Annotated in this window: 22 protein-coding genes; 14 read left to right on the forward strand and 8 right to left on the reverse strand. The window is 63.4% G+C overall.

Annotated elements, in window-relative coordinates; translation table 11 throughout:
• Positions 1–169 precede the first annotated feature (169 nt).
• A complete protein-coding gene (gene yihA, locus LOY42_RS00395; RefSeq protein ID WP_023629403.1) occupies positions 170–802 on the reverse strand; it encodes a ribosome biogenesis GTP-binding protein YihA/YsxC in 633 nt (210 codons plus the stop codon).
• 208 nt (positions 803–1,010) lie between these two features.
• On the opposite strand from yihA, the gene LOY42_RS00400 reads away from it, so the two are divergent.
• The 8 genes from LOY42_RS00400 (at position 1,011) to LOY42_RS00435 (ending at position 8,798) form a co-directional block, all read left to right on the forward strand.
• Positions 1,011–1,313, forward strand: coding sequence for a cytochrome c5 family protein (locus tag LOY42_RS00400; RefSeq protein ID WP_031314666.1), 303 nt, complete (start codon positions 1,011–1,013; stop codon positions 1,311–1,313).
• Positions 1,314–1,344: 31 nt separating this feature from the next.
• Positions 1,345–1,962, forward strand: coding sequence for a cytochrome c (locus LOY42_RS00405; protein WP_102683016.1), 618 nt, complete (start codon positions 1,345–1,347; stop codon positions 1,960–1,962).
• Positions 1,963–2,127: 165 nt separating this feature from the next.
• Positions 2,128–2,760 carry a thiol:disulfide interchange protein DsbA gene (gene dsbA, locus LOY42_RS00410; RefSeq protein ID WP_102683017.1) on the forward strand — a complete coding sequence of 211 codons (633 nt, stop codon included), beginning with the start codon at positions 2,128–2,130 and terminating at the stop codon, positions 2,758–2,760.
• Between the two features lie 12 nt (positions 2,761–2,772).
• Positions 2,773–3,627 carry an endonuclease/exonuclease/phosphatase family protein gene (locus LOY42_RS00415; RefSeq protein WP_102683018.1) on the forward strand — a complete coding sequence of 285 codons (855 nt, stop codon included), beginning with the start codon at positions 2,773–2,775 and terminating at the stop codon, positions 3,625–3,627.
• Positions 3,628–3,723: 96 nt separating this feature from the next.
• Positions 3,724–5,724 carry a GGDEF domain-containing protein gene (locus LOY42_RS00420; RefSeq protein ID WP_139674601.1) on the forward strand — a complete coding sequence of 667 codons (2,001 nt, stop codon included), beginning with the start codon at positions 3,724–3,726 and terminating at the stop codon, positions 5,722–5,724.
• Between the two features lie 30 nt (positions 5,725–5,754).
• The gene (locus tag LOY42_RS00425) at positions 5,755–6,225 is read left to right on the forward strand and encodes a hypothetical protein (protein ID WP_258599664.1); all 471 of its coding nucleotides are present in this window, start codon (positions 5,755–5,757) and stop codon (positions 6,223–6,225) included.
• A gap of 66 nt (positions 6,226–6,291) precedes the next feature.
• Positions 6,292–7,068, forward strand: a complete 777-nt coding sequence (locus LOY42_RS00430) for an N-acetylmuramoyl-L-alanine amidase (protein WP_198755725.1) — start codon at positions 6,292–6,294, stop codon at positions 7,066–7,068.
• A 101-nt stretch (positions 7,069–7,169) separates the two neighbouring features.
• Positions 7,170–8,798 (forward strand): EAL domain-containing protein, encoded by a 1,629-nt coding sequence (locus LOY42_RS00435; RefSeq protein WP_371918075.1) that lies wholly within the window; start codon positions 7,170–7,172, stop codon positions 8,796–8,798.
• Between the two features lie 27 nt (positions 8,799–8,825).
• On the opposite strand, the gene LOY42_RS00440 is transcribed toward LOY42_RS00435, so the two are convergent.
• The gene (locus LOY42_RS00440; RefSeq protein ID WP_139674596.1) at positions 8,826–10,604 is read right to left on the reverse strand and encodes a KinB sensor domain-containing domain; all 1,779 of its coding nucleotides are present in this window, start codon (positions 10,602–10,604) and stop codon (positions 8,826–8,828) included.
• Positions 10,601–11,947: a sigma-54-dependent response regulator transcription factor AlgB gene (gene algB, locus LOY42_RS00445; RefSeq protein WP_139674593.1), complete on the reverse strand. Its 1,347-nt coding sequence runs from the start codon at positions 11,945–11,947 to the stop codon at positions 10,601–10,603. Before algB ends, LOY42_RS00440 begins: the two co-directional genes overlap by 4 nt.
• A 210-nt stretch (positions 11,948–12,157) precedes the next feature.
• Between algB and LOY42_RS00450 the strand changes: the two genes are divergently transcribed.
• The 6 genes from LOY42_RS00450 (at position 12,158) to LOY42_RS00475 (ending at position 17,641) form a co-directional block, all read left to right on the forward strand.
• Entirely contained in the window at positions 12,158–12,979 is an 822-nt protein-coding gene (locus tag LOY42_RS00450) for a BON domain-containing protein (protein ID WP_139674591.1), read from the forward strand.
• Between the two features lie 175 nt (positions 12,980–13,154).
• The gene (locus LOY42_RS00455; protein WP_102683024.1) at positions 13,155–13,442 is read left to right on the forward strand and encodes a hypothetical protein; all 288 of its coding nucleotides are present in this window, start codon (positions 13,155–13,157) and stop codon (positions 13,440–13,442) included.
• Between the two features lie 39 nt (positions 13,443–13,481).
• Positions 13,482–13,643, forward strand: a complete 162-nt coding sequence (locus LOY42_RS00460) for a DUF1328 domain-containing protein (protein ID WP_008092060.1) — start codon at positions 13,482–13,484, stop codon at positions 13,641–13,643.
• Positions 13,644–13,648: 5 nt separating this feature from the next.
• Positions 13,649–14,119, forward strand: coding sequence for an inhibitor of vertebrate lysozyme family protein (locus tag LOY42_RS00465; protein ID WP_102683025.1), 471 nt, complete (start codon positions 13,649–13,651; stop codon positions 14,117–14,119).
• Positions 14,120–14,848: 729 nt separating this feature from the next.
• The gene (gene gltP / locus LOY42_RS00470) at positions 14,849–16,183 is read left to right on the forward strand and encodes a glutamate/aspartate:proton symporter GltP (protein WP_023629390.1); all 1,335 of its coding nucleotides are present in this window, start codon (positions 14,849–14,851) and stop codon (positions 16,181–16,183) included.
• 228 nt (positions 16,184–16,411) lie between these two features.
• Positions 16,412–17,641 carry a nucleoside recognition domain-containing protein gene (locus LOY42_RS00475; RefSeq protein WP_258599665.1) on the forward strand — a complete coding sequence of 410 codons (1,230 nt, stop codon included), beginning with the start codon at positions 16,412–16,414 and terminating at the stop codon, positions 17,639–17,641.
• On the opposite strand, the gene LOY42_RS00480 is transcribed toward LOY42_RS00475, so the two are convergent.
• The 5 genes from LOY42_RS00480 to LOY42_RS00500 form a co-directional block, all read right to left on the reverse strand.
• Positions 17,623–18,237, reverse strand: a complete 615-nt coding sequence (locus LOY42_RS00480; protein ID WP_139674588.1) for an ABC-type transport auxiliary lipoprotein family protein — start codon at positions 18,235–18,237, stop codon at positions 17,623–17,625. The genes LOY42_RS00475 and LOY42_RS00480 overlap by 19 nt on opposite strands.
• A complete protein-coding gene (locus LOY42_RS00485; RefSeq protein WP_258599666.1) occupies positions 18,234–19,172 on the reverse strand; it encodes an MlaD family protein in 939 nt (312 codons plus the stop codon). Before LOY42_RS00485 ends, LOY42_RS00480 begins: the two co-directional genes overlap by 4 nt.
• A gap of 3 nt (positions 19,173–19,175) precedes the next feature.
• Complete coding sequence (locus LOY42_RS00490) at positions 19,176–19,961, reverse strand: ABC transporter ATP-binding protein (RefSeq protein WP_258599667.1); 786 nt, start codon at positions 19,959–19,961, stop codon at positions 19,176–19,178.
• Entirely contained in the window at positions 19,958–21,091 is a 1,134-nt protein-coding gene (locus LOY42_RS00495; RefSeq protein ID WP_258599668.1) for an ABC transporter permease, read from the reverse strand. Before LOY42_RS00495 ends, LOY42_RS00490 begins: the two co-directional genes overlap by 4 nt.
• Positions 21,092–21,208: 117 nt before the next feature.
• A complete protein-coding gene (locus tag LOY42_RS00500; RefSeq protein WP_111531942.1) occupies positions 21,209–22,219 on the reverse strand; it encodes a DUF5924 family protein in 1,011 nt (336 codons plus the stop codon).
• Between the last annotated feature and the right edge of the window lie 109 nt (positions 22,220–22,328).

Below are 22,328 nucleotides of genomic sequence, written 5' to 3' on the forward strand. Positions count from 1 at the left end.
GCCCTAGCGGTCCGGACTTGGACCCCGAACTTCCCCCTCCCCATACGAAGTCCGGGGTTTTTTTTGCCCGGAATTCGGCGTCATGTCTGCCTGGGCTCGTGGGAGCGGGCTTGCCCCGCGACAGGGCCATCGCGGGGCAAGCCCGCTCCCACGAAAGCCTCACTCGAGCTCAGACAGCCGGCTTGTCTTCCAGCTCCATCCAGTCCGCCAGCACGCGATAGGCCTCTTCCAGGCCCAGGCGCTTGGGCGCCGAAAACAGCTGGATGGTCGCGGTGTCGCCCCAGCCCTTGCGAATCTCCGACTGCACCTTGAGCAAGGTGTTCTTGCCCGCGCCGTGGGTCAGCTTGTCGGCCTTGGTCAGCAGGATGTGCATCGGCATGCCGCTGGCCTTGGCCCAGTCGAGCATCATCTTGTCGAAGTCGGTCATCGGATGGCGGGTATCCATCATCAGGATGATCCCGCGCAGGCACTCGCGGCTGCCCAGGTAGGCTTCCAGGTGTTTCTGCCAGTGCTGCTTGAGCGGAATCGGCACTTTTGCATAACCGTAGCCCGGCAGGTCGACCAAACGCCGTTCATCGTCCAGACTGAAGAAATTCAGCAGCTGGGTGCGGCCGGGGGTCTTCGAGGTACGCGCCAGGCTGGCGTGGGTCAGGGTGTTGAGGGCGCTGGATTTACCGGCGTTGGAACGGCCGGCGAAAGCCACCTCGTAACCCTGGTCTTCGGGGCATTGTTCGACCTTGGCGGCGCTGAGGGCGAATTTGGCTTTCTGGCAGAGGCCGAGGATGGGGTTCTTGACTTGCATGGGATTTCCGATGTGGGTGTTGCCCAGCGCTGGAGGCGTAGGACCAGGCCTGGCAAGCGGTGTCGTTTCCGTTTGGCTGGCGGAAGTATATAATGCCCCAGTTTTTGTGTGCTCATTCGCCCAGCGAAGGCAATTGAGCATGGGGTGTCGAACAATAGCTCGCGCAACAGAACGCAGCGCGGCCCCCAACCCTGTCAGGTCGTTTCGCATGGCGAAATGGCTGCTTGCTGTCGGTATGTTCCTGCCGTTTTTCAGCGCACAGGCTACACAGGATCCCGAGGCGTTGTACAACCGCACGTGCGCGGCCTGTCACGCCGGACAACTGCCCCAGGCACCCAGAAGCGGTGACCGGGCGGCCTGGGAGCCAAGGCTGGCGCAAGGCATGGCGCAACTGGTGGTGCATGTTACACAGGGTTTCAAGGCTATGCCGCCGCGTGGATTGTGCATGGACTGCAGTGCCGAGGACTACCGTTTGGTCATCCTTTGGATGAGCGGCAGTCCCGATACATAACATTTCACCCTTAGCCGTGTTGGATTAGCTGATGAACAAACTAGTCGTGAGTCTGCTGTTGACCATGGGGGTCGCAGGTGCGGCAACTGCTGCGGGACCCATCAAAGGCGATGCCGCCGCCGGCCAGGCCAAGACAGCTGTCTGTGGGGCCTGTCACAACCCGGACGGCAACAGCCTGGCACCGAATTTCCCGAAGCTCGCCGGCCAAGGTGAGCCCTACCTGAACAAGCAGTTGCACGACATCAAGGACGGCAAGCGTACCGTGCTTGAGATGACCGGCATGCTGGCCAATTTCAACGAACAGGACCTGGCCGACATCGCCGCTTATTTCGCTAGCCAGAAAGGCAGCGTGGGTGCCGCCGATCCGAAGCTCGTCGAGCGTGGTCGTGCCTTGTTCAACGGCGGCAACCTGGAGAAAGGCATGCCGGCCTGCACTGGTTGCCATTCCCCCAACGGCGCAGGCATCGCCCTGGCGAAGTTCCCGCATCTCAGTGGCCAGCACGCGCAGTACGTCAGCAAGCAGCTGACCGACTTCCGCGAAGGCAACCGCACCAATGACGGCGACGCCATGACCATGCGCACCATCGCCGGCAAGCTCAGCAACAAGGACATCGAAGCGCTGTCCAGCTACATTCAGGGCCTGCACTGAAATACGCGTTAACACTCGGTTAATGCTTCAGCGCTAAAGATGAAAAGGGCAGCCCGCGCTGCCCTTTTTTCTGTCCGTAGCCGTTACACTACAGAACTCGAGCCCTTCCCGACCTGTCCTACCCAGGTCGCGTCGAGGCGACCAAAGACTGCTCAGGAGTAAAGCATGCGTAAACTGATTCTCAGCGCTGCGCTGGTCGCCGCCAGCGTATTCGGTATGGCCGCCGTCCAGGCTGCGGAGCCTGTGGCCGGCAAGGAATATATCGAGCTGAGCAACCCCGTGCCGGTGTCGGTGCCAGGCAAGATCGAGGTCGTCGAGCTGTTCTGGTATGGCTGTCCGCACTGCTACCACTTCGAACCGACCATCAACCCTTGGGTCGACAAGCTGCCAAAGGACGTCAATTTCAAGCGTGTGCCGGCCATGTTCGGTGGCCCCTGGGATGCCCACGGCCAGATGTTCCTCACCCTCGAAGCCATGGGTGTTGAGCACAATGTCCACAACGCGGTGTTCGACGCCATCCAGAACAAGCGCATGCGCCTGACCAAACCTGAGGAGATGGCCGACTTCCTGGCCACCCAGGGCGTGGACAAGGACAAGTTCCTCGCCACCTTCAACTCCTTCGCCATCAAGGGCCAGGTCAATCAGGCCAAAGAGCTGGCCAAGAAGTATGAAATCACCGGCGTACCGAGCCTGGTGGTCAACGGCAAGTACCGCTTCGACCTGGGTACCGCCGGTGGTCCGGAAGGCGTGCTGAACGTCGCCGACCAGCTGATCGCCAAGGAGCGCGCCGCTAAGTAAGCGGCGAATGCCATGGGCCGCTTTCGCTCAACCCGAAGCGTCGGCCTGCACCAGCCGCAGGTCAACGAACATCACCTGCAGGCCAGCGGCCTGCCGGCCGATGGTCGCCTGCGGCTGCTCAGTTTCAATATCCAGGTCGGTATCAGTACCGAGCGCTATCGCCACTACGTGACCCGCAGTTGGCAGCACTTGCTGCCGCACAACGGGCGAGCCGGCAACCTGCAGAAGATCGGCGACCTGCTCAACGACTTCGACCTGGTGGCCTTGCAGGAAGCCGATGGTGGCAGCCTACGCACCGGCTTCGTCAACCAGGTGGAGCACCTGGCCCAGCTGGGGGCCTTCCCCTACTGGTACCAGCAGCTCAATCGCAACCTGGGGCGTTTTGCCCAGCACAGCAACGGTGTGCTCAGCCGCCTCAAACCCCAGCACCTGGAAGACCATCCCCTGCCCGGCCCCTCTGGGCGAGGGGCGATCCTCGTGCGTTTCGGCGAAGGTGCCGACGCCCTGATCGTGGTGATGATGCACCTGGCGCTCGGCTCCAAGACGCGCGCCCGCCAGCTGGCCTATATCCGCGAGCTGATCGGTGGCTATCGCCACCAGATCCTCATGGGTGACATGAACACCCACGCCAACGACCTGCTTGACCATTCGCCCTTGCGGGATCTCGGGCTTGTCGCTCCTCAGGTCGAGGCCACTTTTCCCAGCTGGCGTCCCCAGCGCTGCCTTGACCACATCCTGCTCAGCCCGAGCCTGACACTGGAGCGTGTCGAGGTATTGGCACAGCCAATTTCCGATCACCTTCCCGTCGCCGTCGAGATCCGATTGCCTGATGCCCTGACTGTGGATACGCTGCCGGTCCTGAGTTAGTCCTGCCTGGGCGAATCCTGCACTCAAGTGTTGGGCTTTTCCGCCGAAATCCAGTGATTGCAGGACTAGATGCCACTACCCGTTGCGGATCCAGGCATGACCGAAGAAGCCGAGCGCTGGAAAGAAAAATACCTCAAGAGCATCGAACAGCAGGAAAAGCTCGAGCGGCGCTGGGAAGCCCGCCTCGACCTGCTGCGTCGTGGCCTGGTGCGCAGCACCCTGGCGGCGGAAGGTAGCGACAAGATCGTGGACCAGTGCATGAAGGAAATGCGCGAGGTCATCCGCAGCGACAATATGGACGCCGGCCTCGCCGGGCTGATTCCGCGCCTGGAAAAAGCCGTGCTCGACTCCGAGCAGCGCCGCGAAACTCGCATGAACCAGGTTAGCGAGGCGCTGACCGCGCTGGTTACCCAGTTGCAGACCTTGCCCCTGCCGGGCGATGTGGCACGTCCGTTGAAAAAGCTGGCGAAGAAGCTCGACGGTGGCGTCAGCCAGTCCCGCGAGCTACCGCCCTTGCTGGGCGAGCTCAGTGGTTTGCAGGGGCGCGCCCTGGATGCTGTGCAAAAGCCCGATGATGAAGCTCGCCCCGGGTTCCTTCAGCGCCTGTTTGGTGGCCGTGACGAGCCCCAAGGGGAATTGGCGACCGCACCTGTTGCCATCGAGGCGACGTCGCCCGCACTCCAGCCAGCCGCTGCAGCCCCGGTCATCGTACCTGAGCCACAGCCCAGGGATGCCGACGAGCTGCACGCCCTGGCCCCTGTGCCTCAGGCCTTGCCCGAAGCGGCACAGGCAGTGGATGAAACGGTGCCCGTCGAGCTGCCTGAAGCGGAAATCGAATTACCCGGCCCGGCGCTGGTTGAAACCACGCCGTTGGTCGTTGCCGATCCGCATCCCGAAGCCGAGCCATCGGTGGCCGCGGTTGCCGAACCTGTACCCGAGCCTTTGACTGTCATCGAGTCGGAGCAAGCCGCAACGGATGAACCGGACACAGTGGCGGAGCTGGTCACCGTCGATGATGGCCCCTATGCCCTGCCCGATGCGGTCGAGCCGCCCTACAGCCAGGTTGCCGCCCATATCGAGCAGACGCTGATCGGCCTGCTCGACGACCTGAGCCTGCCCGAGCGCCACAAGGCCCAGGCCCTGGAGATGCGCGAACGGGTTTCGCGGGGGCTGAACTGGTACGAGCTGATCCCGGTACTGGATGACCTGGCCGTGCTCATGCTGGCGATCACCGACAGCGGCCAGCATGAGTTCGAGGCTTACCTGCAGCAGCTCAACGAGCGCCTGGAAACCTTCCAGAGCCACCTGCACGAAGCCAGCGCCGGCCATGCCGACAACAGCTCCGCCGCCCGAGAGCTCGACAGCCAGCTGCGCGAGCAGGTCGATGGCTTGCAGAGTAGTGTGCAGGGGGCTGCTGATGTCGACAGCCTCAAGCATATCCTGGAGAACCGCCTCGAAGGCCTGTTGGTGACCATGGATGCTCACCAGCACGAGCGTGACCGTCGTGAGCATGAGCTGGCTGGTCGCCTGCACGGATTGGCCGAACGTGTGGCGAGCATGGAGCAGGAGGCACTGGGTTACCGCGAGCACCTTGAAGAGCAGCGGCAGAAAGCGATGATCGATCCGCTGACCGGCCTGCCCAATCGTGCGGCCTGGTCGGAGCGAGTCGAACAGGAAGTACTCGACTGGCAAGAAAACGGCGGCCATCTGGCGATGGCCATCCTTGACCTCGATCATTTCAAGCGCATCAACGACGGCTACGGCCACCTGGCGGGCGACAAAGTGCTCAAGATCGTCGCCGACCAGCTGCGCAAACGCCTGCGTGGCGGTGACTTCATCGCCCGCTTCGGTGGTGAGGAATTCGTCCTGCTGTTGCCGCAAACCTCGCCGCCCGCCGCAGCGCAGGTGGTCGAGGCACTGCGTGCGGCGATCGAAGCCTGCCCATTCCACTTCAAGGGCGAACGAGTGGTGATCACTACGTCCATCGGCCTGAGTGCCTTCCGCGCCGGCGAGCGCGGCGACCAAGTGCTCAAGCGCGCGGACGAAGCCTTGTACCGGGCGAAGGACAAGGGGCGTAATCGCGTCGAGCAGGCATAAGTAACTACCGCTTGTGGGGCGTTGCCCTGAATGAAACTGCGTGACGGAAGGCTGGAACTTCAGCCAGAAACCTCCTATTCATTTCCGTCTTGCGAAGTACTGATCATGAAAATCTCTCGTTTGTTGATGGCGTCCTTGATGACGCTGGCGTTTCACAACCTGGCGTTTGCCGAGCAGGTACTGTTTACCGCACACATCAGTCACAAAGGCACGATTTTGAATCAGTCGCCCACATGGATCACTGAGGTCAAACGGGTCGTGCAGAAGGACTACATGACTGAATACACCCTGCTTCTTGACTCAAAAATCACCCAAAGCGATCCGGCGTTCTGCAGCATGTCGCCCATAGATGTCGGGACTTATGAGCGGCTTATACACGGGCAGGGCAAAGTGATCGGCAAGCCTTCAGTGGAGATGGTGAGGGTCGCTACGCAGTTGGTGGACCTCAAGGGACCTTCCGGCGATAACTCGATGGCGTTTCAGTTGATGTGCGTTCGCTGAGGCGCAAGGCTTGGAGCACGTTATACTGTAGCGCTGTTGTCGGCTCATCATGGCGTGCTCCCTGCAATGAAAACACTCATCACTGCCTTGCTCCTGCTGGTCCTGGCAGGCTGTTCCAGTGGCCTGCGTATCGACCGCAGCCACCCCTCGGCCAATCAGGACAGCCGCATCCAGTTCGTCGTCGTGCACTACACCAACGCGTCGCTGGAGCGCTCCCTCGCCCTGCTGACCCACGGCGAGGTCAGCAGCCATTACCTTATCGGCGACGGCCCGGCCACTGTCTACCAACTGGTAGACGAGAACCGCCGCGCCTGGCACGCAGGGGATAGCCAGTGGCAGGGGCGCACCTGGCTCAATTCCAGCTCCATCGGCATCGAGATCGTCAACGAGGGCTACACGGACACGCCGACCGGGCGTGTCTGGCACCCTTACAGCGAAGCCCAGGTGCAAGCGCTGATCGCCCTGCTCAAGGATATCGTCAAGCGCAACAATATCGACCCGCGCCATATCATCGGCCATAGCGACATCGCCCCGCTGCGCAAGCTCGATCCGGGTCCGCTGTTCCCCTGGAAGCGTCTGGCCGAGGCCGGCCTGGGTGTCTGGCCGGATAGCGCTGCGGTGGCGCGGCAACAGGCCTTTTTCGAGGTCAACCCGCCAAGCATCAGCTGGTACCAGCAGCAACTGTCGCGCTTTGGCTATGCCATCGACCAGACCGGTGAACTGGACGTGGCCACCCGGCATGTGATCGCGGCCTTCCAAATGCGTTTCCGCCCGCGGCTGTTCGATGGCACGCCGGATGCACAGACCGCCGCGATGTTGCAGGTGCTTAACCGCAAGCGCTGACCCGAACTTTTCGGACGCTTGGCGCGCAAGCGGGCCAATTCACATGCCCAGCGGCTGCGCCAAGCTTTGATTCCGTTGCTATACCTTTGGTATTCAACTGGATGCCACGCATGCTTGCCCTCTTCGCTACGGTGCGTCAATTTTTCCACCGCCCCTGGCTTTTAGCCGCGCTCGCGGCGTTGGCCAGTGCCGGGCTGTTGCTGGCGATCAGCGTCAACGTTGCCTTGCAACAGATGAAACAAAGTGAAAGCGCGCAGATGAATGCCCAGGGCGAGCGTTTCCTCGAGCGCCTGGAGCAGGTGTTCGGCCAATTGCGCGAGGCTGTGGACCAGCTTCAGGCGCAGCCCCTGCGCGGCTGTGATGCGCTGATGCTGACGCAACTGCAACAGGTGGCGCTGAAGTCGCGGTTCATCTATGAAGCGTCCTATGTGGAGGGTACGCGGGCCTGCTCCAACCGCGGCGACGAGCGGATCATCGAGCCCTTGCGCAGCCCGGATATCCAAGGGCCGACCTACAGCTACTGGCTCAATACCACCACTGAACCCAACGAGAATCTCGCGGCCCTGATGCTGGGCCGTGGCCGCTTCGTCGTCTCCACCTCCCGTGGCCACCTCACCGACGTCGTCGACCTGCCGCCCGGTGGCAGCCTGCTGGTAGTGCTGGATCGGGGTACCCGGGCCATCCCCGTGCTGGGCCCGACGCAACCCTGGCCGCCGACCACCGAATGGCCACCTGCGCAGGGCAAGTCCTTGATCGAGCTGCCCGACCGCCTGGTCTATCGCATGTCCACCAAATCACCGGACTACCAGTTGGTGCTGATCGCACCGCGGGCGAGCCTGCCACTGAAGCTCAATGGCCTGCTCTGGTTGCTGTTCCCCGGCAGCCTGGTGTTGGCCGGCTGTATCGGCTGGCTGGTGCTGCAACTGATCCTGCAACGCCGCTCGATGAGCTCGGAGCTGCAGCATGCGCTGCGCCGCGGCGAGCTGCAGGTGCTGTACCAGCCGATCTTCGAACTGGACAGCCGCCGCTGTGTCGGTGCCGAGGCCCTGGTGCGCTGGCGCCGCCCGGACGGCAGCCTGACCAGCCCCGAGCTGTTCATCCCCCTGGCAGAGAACACCGGCCAGATTCGACAGATCACCGACTTCGTCCTGCAACGGGTGCTCGAACAGCTGGGGCAGCTGCTGCGGGCCAACCGCCAGCTCTATATCTCGGTCAACCTGGCGGCCTGCGACGTCATGGCGCCGCGTATAGGCCGGGTGGCGGCGCGGTTGCTGGCGCACCATCGTGTAGCCCCCAGCCAGATCGCCTTCGAGGTGACCGAGCGTGGCCTGATCGATGTGGTGGTGGCGCGGGACAACCTGCAGGCCCTGCGCGCTGTCGGGCACCAGGTGCTGATCGATGACTTCGGTACTGGCTATTGCAGCCTCGCCTACCTGCAGACTCTGCCGGTGGACTGCCTGAAGATCGACAAGTCGTTCATTGATGCCTTGGGCCATGACGCCGCCAGCAGCGGCGTGGCGCCGCATATCATCCGCATGGCCCACGACCTGCACCTGCGGGTGATCGCCGAAGGCATCGAGTGCGAGGACCAGGCGGTGCTGCTCAACAGCGAGGGGGTCAACTACGGGCAAGGGTGGCTGTTCGCCCATCCCCTGAATGCCCGCCAGTTTGCCGAGTTGATTACCCGCGGACGGCGCGTGGCTGGGCGGAGGATCGATGATGAGCCTTGAGGTTGGCGCACCCTGAAGGGGGCCACGTCAAACCGGCAGTGCCATGTAGAACTGCGTCCCCTGCCCCGGCCGTGAGAACACGCCCATCCGCCCGCCATGCAGCTGGACGATCTCCTTGCACAGCGCCAGGCCCAACCCTGCCCCGCCCTTCTTGCGCCCGACCTGCACGAACGGCTCGAAGATCCGCCCCTGCTGACCATAGGCGATACCCTCGCCGTTATCCTCGACGCTGATGATCACCCGCTCGGCATGCCGCCGTGCATGCAGGCGGATACGCCCGCCGCTGCCGGTGTGGCGAATGGCGTTGTGCAGCAGGTTGTCGAGCACCCGGTCGAGCTGCGCGACATCGGCCTGAATGCGTGGCAGCGGTGGCTCCAGCTCGCGGATAATCTCGATCTGCTTGCCCGAGGCTTGTTCGACGAAACGCGCCTGGGCGCGCTCGAACAGTTCCTCCAATGAGCAGGGGGCCAGTTCGAGCTTTTGCAAGCCGCTCTGATAGCGGGAAAAGTTGAGCAGGTCGTTGATCAATTGGGTGAGGCGCTGCATTTCCTCGGCAATGGTTTCGAGTAGATCGTTCTCCCGCGCTTCGGGCGGGAAGCTGACACGTTCGCGCAACAGCCCGAACGCCATGTGCATGCCCGTGACGGGAGTGCGCAGCTCGTGGGAAGCACGCAGTACGAACTCGCTGCGTACCCGTTCGAAGGCGCGTTGTTCGGTGACATCGTGCAACACCATCACCGCGCCGAGAATAGGTCCTTCGGGGTGGCTGACCGGCGTCAGGCTATAGGTCAGCAGCCTGGTCTCTTCATCCACCTCCAGGCTCAGGTCTTCCGGCAGTCGGTCCAGGCTGCCACCGCGCAGCACCTGGCGCAGCTGTTGTTCCAGTTCGGGGCGTTGCAGGGCTTCGGCCAGGCTTACGCCCAGGCGGCTCGGGTCCCAGCCCAGCTGGCGCTGGGCCACCGGGTTGAGGTGCTCCAGGCGCCCTTGGCGATCGATGATCAGCAGGCCGTCGTCGATGCTGTCCAGTACCGCTTGCAGGCGCTGCTGGCCAGTCTGCAGCTCATCGACATTGGTGGCCTGGTGCTTGCGCAGGGCGTCGGCCATCAGGCCGAAGCGGCGGGTCAGCAGGTTGAGCTCGGTGGCCTGCGTCACGGGCAGGGTGACGTCGAAGTTGCCCTGGCCGACCTGGTCGGCGGCCTTGGCCAGCGCCTCGATCGGTTGGCCGAAGCGGCGGGCGATGTTGTGCGCGGTGATGAAGCCGAGCACCAGCACGGTGAGGCCCATCAACCCGAGCAGGCCACTGATGAGCAAGGCGTGATCGCGCGATGACTTCTCGGTTCGGGTGATGTGTTCAAGGGCTTGGCGATGTGAGTCCAGCAGATCGGCGCGCACCTGGTTGAAGGTGACGCCAAGGGGCTGGTCCACCCCCATGCTGCGGGCGGGCGCGGGGCTCTGTCGATAGGCCTGGACGAACGCCTGGTAGTTGCTGGCGGCCTTGCTGAAGCCGGTGCGTTCGCCGCCCTGCTCCAGCCCCTGCTTGAGCAGGGCCTGGAACTGCTCCTGCAAGGTGACGAGGGTGCTTGGGGCGGTGTCCTCGTCGAGGATGAGATTCAGTTGTTCGCCAAGGTTCTGCCGCAGCTTCAGGCCCAGCTCGAGGGTCTCGGTGGTGTCCTGCACCACGCGCTGCTGCAGCGCTGCCATCTGCAGCACACTGAACAACCCCAGCAGCAAGCCCAGCAGGGCCACGGTGACCAGCGCCGAGATGCTCAGGAACAGCCGCGTGCGCAGCTTCATCGGCCATTTCATAAGTTGTACTGCTTGCGCTTGCGGTACAGGGTGGAGGCGTCGATGCCCAGGGTCTTGGCGGCCTGGTCGAGGGTGTCGCTGGTGGCCAGTACCGCGCCGATATGGGCGCGTTCCAGCTCGTCCAGGCTCAGCGCCGCACCGACCCGCGGCGCATTGCCGACGGGTTGCTCAGCCATGCCCAGGTGGCTGATCTCCACACGTTCCTGTGGGCAGATGATGCTGGCGCGCTCGACCACGTTGCGCAGTTCGCGGATGTTGCCCGGCCAGCGGTAGTTGAGCAGGGCGGCGCGCGCTTCGTCGCTGAAGCCACGGGCCGGGCGCGAGTACTCCTTGACGAAGCGCGCCAGGAAACGGTCGGCCAGGGTCAGGATGTCTTCACTGCGCTCGCGAAGGGGGGGCAGGTGCAAGGTGATCACGTTCAACCGGTACAACAAGTCTTCGCGGAAACGGTTCTCGCGCACCATCTCGTCGAGGTTGAGGTTGGTGGCCGCGAGGATCCGTACATCTGCCCGTCGCGTGACCGGGTCACCGACCCGCTCGTACTCCTTGTCCTGGATGAAACGCAGCAATTTTGGTTGCAAGGTGAGGGGAAAATCACCGATCTCGTCAAGGAACAGGGTGCCGCCATCTGCCTGGCTGACCCGCCCCAGGGTACTTTCGCTGGCACCGGTGAAGGCGCCACGGGTGTGTCCGAACAGCTCGCTTTCCATCAGCTCGGCGTTCAACGACGGGCAGTTGATGGTCACGCAGGCCTTGCGTGCGCGCTTGCTCCAGCCATGTATGGCGCGGGCCAGTTCGCCCTTGCCGGTACCGGACTCACCGAGGATGAGAATGTTGGCATCGGTGGTCGCCACCTGGCGGGCGGTTTCCAGCACCGCCATCATCGCGGGGCTGTGGGAGTCCAGGCCGTCCTTGGGCTTGCGTACTTCACCCTCGAGGGCCTCCAGGCGCGCTGACAGTTGGCGCACTTCCAGCTGCTTGGCCGTGGCCAGGCGCAATTGGTCGGGGCTGCAAGGCTTGACCAGGTAATCGGCGGCCCCGGCCTGGATCGCGTCCACCGCGGTATCGATGGCCGAGTGGGCGGTGACGATGACCACCCGCATCCACGGCGCCTGGATGCGCATTTGCGCCAATACGTCCAGGCCGTTGTCCTCGCCCAGGCGCAGGTCGAGGAAACACAGGTCGAACACCTGGCGCTGCAGCAGGGTCTCAGCCTGGGCGGCGCTGTTGGCGGTCGCCACGCTATAGCCCTCGTCCTCGAGGCAATAACGGAAGGTACGCAGGATGGCGGACTCGTCGTCCACCAGCAGAATGCGGCCTTGGTTGTCCTGGGCTGATTCCATTTCCTGCGCTCCTTTGGGATTGATCTCAATTAGTGTCGGAAAAATCGGGCAAGTTGCATGGTCGATTCTGATTGATTCTGTTCCATGCATGCTAGCCGCATGCCTTCATGATGGCTAAGTGGCTGATAAATCTAAAGTTGATTGTGGGTAAACAGCTGGCATGTCGGTTGCGAGAGTCCAGGGTTGAGTGATGTGAAAGGAGGTTTTGTGATGTCTATCTACCCTCGAATGGCCGTGCTGGCGGCTTGTGCGTTGTCGATCGTCGCCCAGGCCCAGGCTGATCCGGTGCAGGACGCGCGCCTCGAAGGCGCCCTGCAGACGGCGATGTCCCTTAACGCCATGCTCAACGCCTTCCCTATAAAGGTAGAAGTCGATGGCCGGCGGGCCCGGCTTTCGGGCGAAGTGGAAAACCCGGTGGAACGGATGCTGGCCGAACAGGTGGCCCTGGCCACGCGCGGGATCGAGCAGGTGGACAACCAGTTGCGGATCGACCCGGGGCTGGTGGACAAGCCCTTGGAACTGCGTGCCTACGCCCAGCGCCTGGAGGACGCCACCCTCGGTGCGGTGGTGCGCGCACGGCTGCTGTGGAGCCGGATTACCGAAAAGGCCCCTATCGAGGTGGAAAGCCGTGAAGGCGTGGTGACCCTGCGCGGCAAGGTGGACAGCCCCGAGGCCAAGGACCTTGCCGGGGTTCTGGCGCGTACCACCGATGGGGTGCACCTGGTCAACAATCTGGTCAGCCTGGACAGCACGGCCCTGGCCAAGGCCAGGGAAAAACCTGTCGATGCTCCAACCGGTCCGCAGCCCAGCGACAGCTGGATCGTCGACAAGATCCAGGCCAGCTACCGCTTCAGCCGTAACCTGGACGGGCTGAACATCAAGGTAGCCAGTGAAGAGGGGTTGGTCAGGTTATCGGGCGAGGTGGTCAGCAGCGAGCAGAAGGCCATTGCCGTGGACGTCGCGAGGCAGATCGTCGGGGTGCGCGGGGTAGACGCCGATCTATTGAAGATCGCCACCAAGGTAGAGGGCTGATCGTGCAAATCGCACGAGCCCTTGCAGGGGCATCGTGCAGGATACGTCCTTCCCAGTTATGTGCATATTCAATAACTATTTGATTTAAAAGGATTTTTTTAGAGTTTTACGGCTGGCATGCAGGCTGCACTGATCTTCCCAAGAACGGATAACAAGTACTGCAGGAGGAGCCGGCATGAATCGCCCCAACGTCAACCGCACGCAGAGCGCTGTAGTACCCCTGCAGCAGCTGCTGTTCCTCGGCATGGCCCTGCTGCTGACCTTGGCGGTCGGCCTGTTCCATCACAGCTGGCAGACCGCCCGGCTGGCCGAGCAAGTGGCGGCGCAAACTGCGCTGTTGACGCAGCTGCGGGCGACGCCCCACGCCAGCACCTTGGTCAAGGCCACCCAGCCACTGCCCAGCGCCGATACTGCCCCTGCCGTTCTCGACCGCGTCGAGCCTCAGGAACGTTGGGTGTTCTGATACTTCTGACCGATTTCGTACAAGAAAAGGAGAAACATCATGCTGAGTTGGGCTATCACCTTCCTGATCATCGCCATTATTGCCGCAGTCCTGGGCTTTGGTGGTATCGCCGGTGCTGCGACTGGTATCGCGAAGATACTGTTCATCGTCTTCCTGGTGCTGTTCGTAGCCTCCTTCTTCTTCGGCCGCGGTAGAGGTTGACGACCATGAGCAGGATGCTCCCGAAAGCCTTGGCCGTCGCACTGCTGCTAGGCAGTGGTGCGTCGGCGCTGGCCGCTAATGACGGCCAGGTCCGGGTCAACCAGTTGCTTGGCTCGGATCCCGAATACCAGAAGACCTGGCAGAACACGATAAAGAAAGAAGAGCGCTTGCCCGAATGGGTGATCAACCTCAGCGGCAGCTCGGCGCAGCAGATGTCGGCGGTGACCGAGGACGGCGACCAGTATCTGGTTGGTCCGCTCTGCGAATCCGAGGGCAATTGCACCTACAAGCGCCTGGTCGTTGCCTTCAGCTGGGACAAGGACGAAGCCTACGGCATGCTTGTGGAAGTGCCAGAGGGCTTGCCAGCGGACAAGTCGCCGACCCGCCATGCGGACTACCGCTGGTTGGGCAAGCCGGACGAAGGCATGAAAGCTTTGCTGCAGGAGCAGCTCAAGCGTGACCCGAACTGGTACTGACCAGCGGTCGCGCACTGTAACGCTATAGAAGCTGAACCTTTTTATCTTTCAGGCTTCTATGATGCGCCGCCCCGAGGAGGGACGGCGCATGACCAGGGGGCCGGGCCGTTCTGACTGTTGCAGGGTCGGAGTGGCCTAGGGGTACAGGGAGTGCCTCCATCATGGGCCGGGTCAGGAGAGGGTGGCATCGGAAGTTGCAGGTCGATCGGGTCGGCATAGCAGGACGTGACCGATCTGGCTTCCGAAGCGCCTGTAGGAATTTATCTATCCATACGAGCGACTTTTTAGTTCAGACACATTTTGTCGCTACCGTATATCGAAATTTTTTTAGTTGTCCGACAGGTCAGCCTGTGTGGCATTTCAGCCATTCGGATTGTCGAACACGCCATCAAACCCCCATCTTCCATACCTGCAAATCTGCCGAAAAATGGCGCATTGGCCTTGTTCGGAAATCCGAACGTTGAAAATCAAGGCTTTGGCGATGCTCGATTTCGGCTTCTGGTCTCATGCCGATTCGGTATGGGGTAGTCGTTTCCGGCATTAGACTGCCCCTGCCCACGTCGCAATAGTTGCCGCCTTTTTCCTTGGCCCGAGCGCCAGAAATACTCGCTCGCGGTGTCCTTACAGAGGGGCCCGGAACGGAACATGCAGCCGCCCAGAAGCTTTCGAGCGCTCTGGAACGCGACTTTCCGTCAGGTGCCCGTGACCACTACAACAAAGGGTAATGACATGAAGAAGGCAAAACTGAGCCTCGCCTGGCAGATCGTCATCGGTCTGTTGCTGGGCGTTGCAGTCGGCGCGCTACTGAATCATTTCAGTGCAGAAAAGGCATGGTGGATCAGCAACGTCCTCCAGCCGGCCGGCGATATCTTCATTCGCCTGATCAAGATGATCGTCGTCCCGATCGTGATTTCGTCGCTGATCGTGGGCATCGCCGGGGTAGGCGACGCGAAGAAACTGGGCAGTATCGGCCTGAAGACCATCATCTACTTCGAGGTGGTGACCACCATCGCCATCGTCGTCGGCCTGGTCCTGGCCAACGTGTTCCACCCAGGCGCCGGCATCGACATGAGCACCCTGGGCACCGTCGACATCTCCAAGTACCAGGCCACCGCGGCCGAGGTGCAGCATGAGCACGCGTTTATCGAGACCCTGCTCAACCTGATCCCGTCGAATATCTTCGCGGCGTTGATGCGTGGCGAGATGCTGCCGATCATCTTCTTCTCGGTGATGTTCGGCATGGGCTTGTCGAGCCTGAACGCCGACCTGCGCGAGCCGCTGGTGCGTACCTTCCAGGGCGTGTCGGAGACCATGTTCAAGGTCACCCACATGATCATGAACTACGCGCCGATCGGTGTGTTCGCCCTGATCGCCGTGACTGTCGCCAACTTCGGCTTCAGCTCGCTGCTGCCGCTGGCCAAGCTGGTGCTGCTGGTGTACTTCGCCATCGCCTTCTTCGCCTTCATGGTGCTGGGCCTGGTAGCTCGCCTGTTCGGCTTCTCGGTGATCAAGATCATGCGCATCATGAAAGATGAGCTGATCCTCGCCTACTCCACCTCCAGCTCCGAGACCGTGCTGCCGCGCGTGATCGAGAAGATGGAGAAGTACGGTGCGCCGAAGTCGATCTGCTCGTTCGTGGTCCCGACCGGCTACTCGTTCAACCTCGACGGTTCGACCCTGTACCAGAGCATTGCGGCGATCTTCATCGCCCAGCTGTACGGCATCGACCTGTCCTGGAGCCAGCAGCTGCTGCTGGTGCTGACCCTGATGGTCACCTCCAAGGGTATCGCCGGCGTGCCAGGCGTATCGTTCGTGGTGCTGCTGGCCACCCTGGGCAGCGTGGGCATCCCGCTGGAAGGCCTGGCCTTCATCGCCGGTGTCGACCGCATCATGGACATGGCCCGTACCGCGCTGAACGTGGTCGGCAACGCCCTGGCCGCAGTGGTCATCGCCAAGTGGCAGGGTATGTACGACGCCGAGAAAGGCGAGGCGTACTACAAGTCGCTGGTGCTGGAAAAAGGCAAGAAAGAGGCCGTGGTGGCGGGCAAGACCGTCAACCAGTAAGCCGCTGAGCTGAACGAAGAGCCCCGACTTGTCGGGGCTTTTTGCTGTCTGAAAGTTGACCGCGGCCGTGTTACCCACACTGGCCCCATCGCCGGCAAGCCGGCTCTCATACGGGTATCGCAAATCCCTGTGGGAGCCGGCTTGCCGGCGATGGGGTGCGAAGCGCCCCCAACAGCGCGTACGTTGATTGCGCTATCATTCGGGCATTTTTCACGGGGGAACACACGGATGCTCAACGGCCTCTGGCTCGGCTTTTTCCTGATTGCGGCCATCAGTGCCCTGGGCCAATGGCTGGTGGGCGGCAATGCCGGCATCTTCGCCGCGATGGTCGAGAGCATCTTCGCCATGGCCAAGCTCTCGGTAGAGGTGATGGTCCTGCTGTTCGGCACCCTGACCCTGTGGCTGGGTTTTCTCAAGATCGCCGAGAAGGCCGGTATCGTCGAATGGCTGGCCAAGGTCCTCGGGCCGTTGTTCGCCCGGCTGATGCCGGAGGTGCCGCCGGGTCACCCCGCCTTGGGCCTGATCACCATGAACTTCGCCGCCAACGGCCTGGGCTTGGACAACGCCGCCACGCCCATCGGCCTGAAGGCCATGCGTTCGCTGCAGGAGCTCAACCCCAGCAGCACCACGGCGAGCAACGCGCAGATCCTGTTCCTGGTACTCAATGCCTCGTCACTGACCCTGCTGCCGGTGACCATCTTCATGTACCGCGCCCAGCAAGGCGCGCCTGACCCGACCATGGTGTTCCTGCCGATCCTGCTGGCCACCAGTTGCTCGACCCTGGTCGGCCTGCTGTCGGTGGCGGTGATGCAGCGCCTGCGCCTGTGGGACCCGGTGGTGCTTGCCTACCTGATCCCCGGCGCGCTATTGCTGGGTGGCTTCATGGCCTTCCTTGGCACGTTGTCAGCGGCCGCGCTGGCCAGCCTGTCCTCGATCCTGGGCAACCTGACGCTGTTCGGCGTGATCATCCTGTTCCTGGTGATCGGCGCGTTGCGCCGGGTGCAGGTGTACGAGGCTTTTGTCGAGGGTGCCAAGGAGGGTTTCGACGTGGCCAAGGGGCTGTTGCCCTACCTGGTGGCGATGCTGGTGGCCGTGGGCGTGCTGCGCGCTTCGGGCGCCCTGGAGCTGGCCCTGGACGGCATTCGCCACGCGGTGACCTGGATGGGCCTGGATACGCGCTTCGTCGAGGGCCTGCCCACGGCGCTGGTCAAGCCGTTCTCCGGCAGTGCGGCGCGGGCGATGCTGATCGAGACCATGCAGACTCAGGGCGTGGACAGCTTCGCGGCGCTGGTGGCGGCGACCGTTCAGGGCAGCACCGAAACCACCTTCTACGTGCTGGCGGTGTACTTTGGCGCGGTGGGTATCCAGCGCGTGCGCCACGCGGTGGGTTGCGCGCTGCTGGCCGAGTTGTCCGGGGTGATCGCGGCGATCTTCGTCTGCTACTGGTTCTTCGCCTGAGCCTGGCTGACAGTCCAGTCGATCACCTGGCGCGCCAGCTGGTCGCTGGCCGTACCGAAGCCGGCGACCACTGCCGGCACTTGCTGGCTACCTAGCGGCTGGCGTACCTCGAAGCGTTTACTTGCGAGAATGCGCTGGCTGCGGCCCTGCACCAGCCGTGCATCGTAGCGGATCACCACCTCCACTGCCCCGCCCGGGCGGTACTCGCTCTGGAACGCTTGCAGTTCGCCACCCAGCTCGTAGTCCGCCTGCAGGTTACTATCGTCGGCGCTCAGTCGCTGCACTCGGCCATCGCGCTGGAAGCCGTCGAGCAGGCGATTGCGCACCAGCATCGGCGTCGGATCGCTCCAGCGGGCGCCCTTGTAGCTGCTGATCACATCCCCCTGGGGAATGACCGCGATACGCGGTCCGGCCAGGGCTTCGCTGGCCAGTGGCTTGTTCAGGCGCAGCGACCAGTCCAGCGGCGCGGCACTGCGGGCGGTCTGGCTCACCGGCAGGCGATAGATATCCACAGGCTCTGACTGCGGCAGGATCGAGCAGGCCGTAGCCAGGCTCAGGGTGGAAACGAGTGCGGCCCGGCGCAGCGACAGCTTCATGGCTGGAACTCCTTGTTGTTGTCGCGGCCCAGCAGGTAGCCGCTGGGGTCGGCTTCCAGGCGACGGGAGATGCCCTTGAGCGAGTTGAGGGTCTCGCGCAGTTCGCGGATTGCCGGGGCGATCTGGTTCAGGCCCTGGGCGCTGTCGTCCAGGGACTGGCGGTTGTCCTGCAGCAGGCTGTTGATGGTCGCCGTGCTTTCGGCCAGCGACTGCATGGCCTGCTCGGCGCTGCCGATGGCCTGCTTGCCCTGGGTGCCGAGCAGGCCATTGGCGTTGCGCATCAGGGCCTGGGTCTCGGCCAGGGTGGCATTGGCCTGCTTGCCGACCTGAGCCAGCTGTTCGATGGCCTCGGAAATCCCGCCCTTCTGGTTGGCGAAGGCGCCGGTGGTCTGCTCGAGGTTGGCCAAGGTATTGCTGAGGCGCTCGATATTGCTCGAAGAGAACATCTGGTTGGCGTTGTGCAGCAGCAGGTTGATGTTGGTCACCAGGTCGCTGCTGTCGTTGAGCAGGCGCGAGATTGGCGATGGCGAGGCGACGATTACCGGCAGCTTGCCGTCCTTGCCCTTGAGTTCCGGGCTTTGCGGCGTGCCGCCGCTGAGCTGGATGAACGAGTTGCCGGTCACCCCCGCCAGGGTCAGCTTGGCCTGGGTGTCCTCCTTGACCGGCGTGTCGCCGCTGAGGCGCACGCGAGCCAGGACCCGGCGCGGGTCCTTCGGGTCCAGGCGCAGGCTGCTGACATCACCGACCTTGATGCCGTTGTACTGCACCGGGCTGCCGCGGGACAGGCCCGAGACCGCCTCGTTGAACACCACTTCGTAGTCCTTGAAAGCGTCGTCGACACTGGACTTGGTCAGCCACAGGCCGAACAGCATGGCGCCCGCCACCACCAGCACGGTGACCAGGCCGATCAGGACATGATGAGCTCGGGTTTCCATCGTTCAGCGCTCCTGGCGGGCGCGCAGGGCGGCGTTTTCGGCCGCCCGGCCACGCGGGCCGTGAAAATATTCGTGAATCCAGGGATCAACGGTCTGCTCGACCTCGGCCAGGGGCCCGGCTACCAGCACCTTCTTCTGCGACAGCACCGCCACCCGGTCGGTAATGGTGTAGAGCGTGTCCAGGTCGTGGGTGATGAGGAACACCGACAAGCCCAGGGCGTCGCGCAGGGTGAGGATCAACTGGTCGAAGGCGGCGGCGCCGATCGGGTCGAGGCCGGCGGTGGGCTCGTCGAGGAACAGGATGTCCGGGTCCAGGGCCAGGGCGCGGGCCAGGGCGGCGCGCTTGATCATGCCGCCGGACAGCGAGGCCGGGTACTTGTCGGCGGCGCTGATCGGTAGCCCGGCCAACGCCAGCTTGACCCCGGCCAGGTGCTCGGCGTCGGCCCGCGACAGCCCGGCATGCTCGATCAGCGGCAGGGCGACGTTCTCGATAACGGTCAGGGAGGAGAACAGCGCGCCCTTCTGGAACAGCACGCCGAAGCGGCGTTCGACCAGCGAACGCTGGTTTTCGTCGAGCGTGGCCAGGTTCTGGCCGAACACCTTGACCGTGCCTTCATTGGGCCGGCGCAGGCCGACGATGCTGCGCAGCAGCACCGACTTGCCGCTGCCCGAACCGCCGACCACGGCGAGGATCTCACCGCGGTACAGGTCCAGGTCGAGGTTCTCGTGCACGCTCTGGCTGCCGAAGCGGTTGCACAGGCCCCGGGCTTCGATCACCGCTTCAGTCACCAGCCCATCTCCATGAAGAACAGCGCGGCCACCGCGTCCAGCACGATGACCACGAAGATCGATTGCACCACGGCGGAGGTGGTGTGGGCGCCCACCGACTCGGCGCTGCCGCTGACCTTGAAGCCCTCCAGGCAGCCGATGGCGGCGATCAGGAAGGCAAAGAATGGCGCCTTTGCCATGCCCACGAGGAAATGCTGCACGCCGATGTCGCTCTGCAGCAGCGAGAGGAACATGGCAGGCGAGATGTCCAGGGTCAGGGCGCAGACCACCGCGCCACCGATCATGCCGCAGAGCATCGCGACGAAGGTCAGCAATGGCAATGCGATCAACAGTGCAAGCACCCGGGGCACAACCAGCAGCTCGATGGGGTTCAGGCCCAGGGTGCGGATGGCGTCGATCTCCTCGTTGGCCTTCATCGAGCCGATCTGCGCGGTGAACGCGCTGGCGGTGCGCCCGGCCATGAGGATGGCGGTCAGCAGCACGGCGAACTCGCGCAGGAAGGAGAACGCCACCAGGTCGACGGTGAAGATCGTCGCGCCGAAGTCGGCCAGCACCGTGGCGCCCAGGAAGGCCACAACGGCGCCGACCAGAAAGGTCAGCAAGGCGACGATGGGCGCGGCGTCCAGGCCGGTCTGCTCGAGGTGCGCGACCACCGGGGTGACTCGCCAGCGATGCGGCTGGAACAGGCGCAGGAACAAGGTCTGCAGGATCAGGCCGATGAAACCCAGCACCTGGGTGGTGTCCTGCCACAGCTGGTGGACGGCGCGGCCGATGCGCGCCAGCAGGAGCAGCAGCACTGGCTGCTCCGGTTCCTTGACCGGGATGCAGTAGTCTTGCACCGAGCAATAGACGTTCTTCAGCAAGGCCCGGCTGGCGTCGGGGAGTTCGTCGCTGCAGCGCGACAGGCGTTCGGAGCCCAGCAGTTCGGCCAGCAGCGAGGCACCGGCGGTGTCCAGGCGGCCCAGCTGGCTGAGGTCGACCTGGGTGTCATCGCCGTACTGGCTGCCCAGGCGCTCGCATTCGTGCTTGAGCTCGGCGTAGTGGGCCAGGGTCCAGTCGCCGACGATGCGCAGGCGGGTGGGCTGCTGCTCGGTGTCCAGGGTAGCGCTCGGGGCGGTCATAGGCTCCATGCATCTGACTGGTGAATCGGCGACTCAGATCATAGCCCATCACGGGGCAGGCCCGCTCCCACCAGAATCATGGCGTGGGAGCGGCGGCGCGCCGATGCGACTTGCCCGGCGATCTTGTCAGGATTCGACCACCCTGAACCGCAACACCCCGATCACCTGCCCGTCCTCGGTCAGCACCCTCACCTGCCACTTGCCCACGGGATTCGGTGGGAAGTTCTGCTTGTGGGTCCAGGCGCGGTAGCCCTCCTTGCGCCCGCCGTGGATGTCCAGGGCGATGCGGTCGACCTCTTTGCCGTCAAGCTGCCACACATGGTAGATGCGCTCGTTCAGGCCGCGCGGCGCGTTGATGGCGGTGTAGGCATACAGCCCGCCACTGCGGATGCGGCTAGCTGCTACTTCCTCCAGCGACGCGCCTGGCTGGCGGTTGAGCACCTCGGTGCTGATCGCCACGTCGGTCATCCACAGCGTGGCCGGCGGCACCCAGGAGCGCAGCAGCCAGCCGCCGCCGCCCACCGCCAGGGTCACCAGCACCAGCGCTACGCCACGGCGCCAGTTGTTGATCGGGAAGCTGCTGGCCAGGCTTGGGAACGACAGCGCCATGGCGGCGATCAGCGCAAGCTTGAAGCTCTGCGCGGTGGTCAGGTGAAGGATGATCGGCAGCGCCGTGAGCATGGCCGCGAACAGCGTCAGGGTATGCAGCGCCAGGAACAGCCAGCGCCGCGGCGCCAGCCACTTGTGGTACAGCGGGTCGATGATCGAGATCAGCCCCGCGGCACCGAGCAGGCCGGTGAACACCAGCTGGCCGCTGTTCCAGGTGGTGGTGATGAAGAAGAACGGCAGGACGAAGAACAGGCTTTCCTGGTGAATCATCTGCGTCGCGAAGCGCAGCAGCGGTTGTGGGATCTCGCGCTTGAAGGTGCGGGCGAACAGTTCGGTGAGGGTGTTCTCCAGCATCAGCCAGACCCAGCTGACCAGCATCGCGATGGCGATCCATCTGGCCAGGCCGGCCTGGCGGTCGACCAGGATGAAGCTGCCGATCCCCGAGACGAAGCCGTAGAGCGCAATGATGCCGGGGTAGCGCTTGAGCAGCTCGATGATGCGCAGGATAAAGCTGGGGAGTGGGGGCATGGGGCAAGCAACAGGGAGCGGTGGATGGCTGTGCCAGCTTCATCGCGGGGCAAGCCTGCTCCCACGCATGAGTCGGCGTGGGAGCGGGCTTGCCCCGCGATGAGCGCTA

This window comes from Pseudomonas sp. B21-023, from assembly GCF_024749165.1.
In the GTDB taxonomy this organism is placed as follows: Bacteria; Pseudomonadota; Gammaproteobacteria; order Pseudomonadales; family Pseudomonadaceae; genus Aquipseudomonas.

Bases quoted from the DNA above. Each gene is read 5' to 3' on its own strand.
- yihA (WP_023629403.1), bottom strand. From the start codon at position 802: ATGCAAGTCAAGAACCCCATCCTCGGCCTCTGCCAGAAAGCCAAATTC.
- LOY42_RS00400 (WP_031314666.1), top strand. From the start codon at position 1,011: ATGGCGAAATGGCTGCTTGCTGTCGGTATGTTCCTGCCGTTTTTCAGC.
- LOY42_RS00405 (WP_102683016.1), top strand. From the start codon at position 1,345: ATGAACAAACTAGTCGTGAGTCTGCTGTTGACCATGGGGGTCGCAGGT.
- dsbA (WP_102683017.1), top strand. From the start codon at position 2,128: ATGCGTAAACTGATTCTCAGCGCTGCGCTGGTCGCCGCCAGCGTATTC.
- LOY42_RS00415 (WP_102683018.1), top strand. From the start codon at position 2,773: ATGGGCCGCTTTCGCTCAACCCGAAGCGTCGGCCTGCACCAGCCGCAG.
- LOY42_RS00420 (WP_139674601.1), top strand. From the start codon at position 3,724: ATGACCGAAGAAGCCGAGCGCTGGAAAGAAAAATACCTCAAGAGCATC.
- LOY42_RS00425 (WP_258599664.1), top strand. From the start codon at position 5,755: ATGAAACTGCGTGACGGAAGGCTGGAACTTCAGCCAGAAACCTCCTAT.
- LOY42_RS00430 (WP_198755725.1), top strand. From the start codon at position 6,292: ATGAAAACACTCATCACTGCCTTGCTCCTGCTGGTCCTGGCAGGCTGT.
- LOY42_RS00435 (WP_371918075.1), top strand. From the start codon at position 7,170: ATGCCACGCATGCTTGCCCTCTTCGCTACGGTGCGTCAATTTTTCCAC.
- LOY42_RS00440 (WP_139674596.1), bottom strand. From the start codon at position 10,604: ATGAAATGGCCGATGAAGCTGCGCACGCGGCTGTTCCTGAGCATCTCG.
- algB (WP_139674593.1), bottom strand. From the start codon at position 11,947: ATGGAATCAGCCCAGGACAACCAAGGCCGCATTCTGCTGGTGGACGAC.
- LOY42_RS00450 (WP_139674591.1), top strand. From the start codon at position 12,158: ATGTCTATCTACCCTCGAATGGCCGTGCTGGCGGCTTGTGCGTTGTCG.
- LOY42_RS00455 (WP_102683024.1), top strand. From the start codon at position 13,155: ATGAATCGCCCCAACGTCAACCGCACGCAGAGCGCTGTAGTACCCCTG.
- LOY42_RS00460 (WP_008092060.1), top strand. From the start codon at position 13,482: ATGCTGAGTTGGGCTATCACCTTCCTGATCATCGCCATTATTGCCGCA.
- LOY42_RS00465 (WP_102683025.1), top strand. From the start codon at position 13,649: ATGAGCAGGATGCTCCCGAAAGCCTTGGCCGTCGCACTGCTGCTAGGC.
- gltP (WP_023629390.1), top strand. From the start codon at position 14,849: ATGAAGAAGGCAAAACTGAGCCTCGCCTGGCAGATCGTCATCGGTCTG.
- LOY42_RS00475 (WP_258599665.1), top strand. From the start codon at position 16,412: ATGCTCAACGGCCTCTGGCTCGGCTTTTTCCTGATTGCGGCCATCAGT.
- LOY42_RS00480 (WP_139674588.1), bottom strand. From the start codon at position 18,237: ATGAAGCTGTCGCTGCGCCGGGCCGCACTCGTTTCCACCCTGAGCCTG.
- LOY42_RS00485 (WP_258599666.1), bottom strand. From the start codon at position 19,172: ATGGAAACCCGAGCTCATCATGTCCTGATCGGCCTGGTCACCGTGCTG.
- LOY42_RS00495 (WP_258599668.1), bottom strand. From the start codon at position 21,091: ATGGAGCCTATGACCGCCCCGAGCGCTACCCTGGACACCGAGCAGCAG.
- LOY42_RS00500 (WP_111531942.1), bottom strand. From the start codon at position 22,219: ATGCCCCCACTCCCCAGCTTTATCCTGCGCATCATCGAGCTGCTCAAG.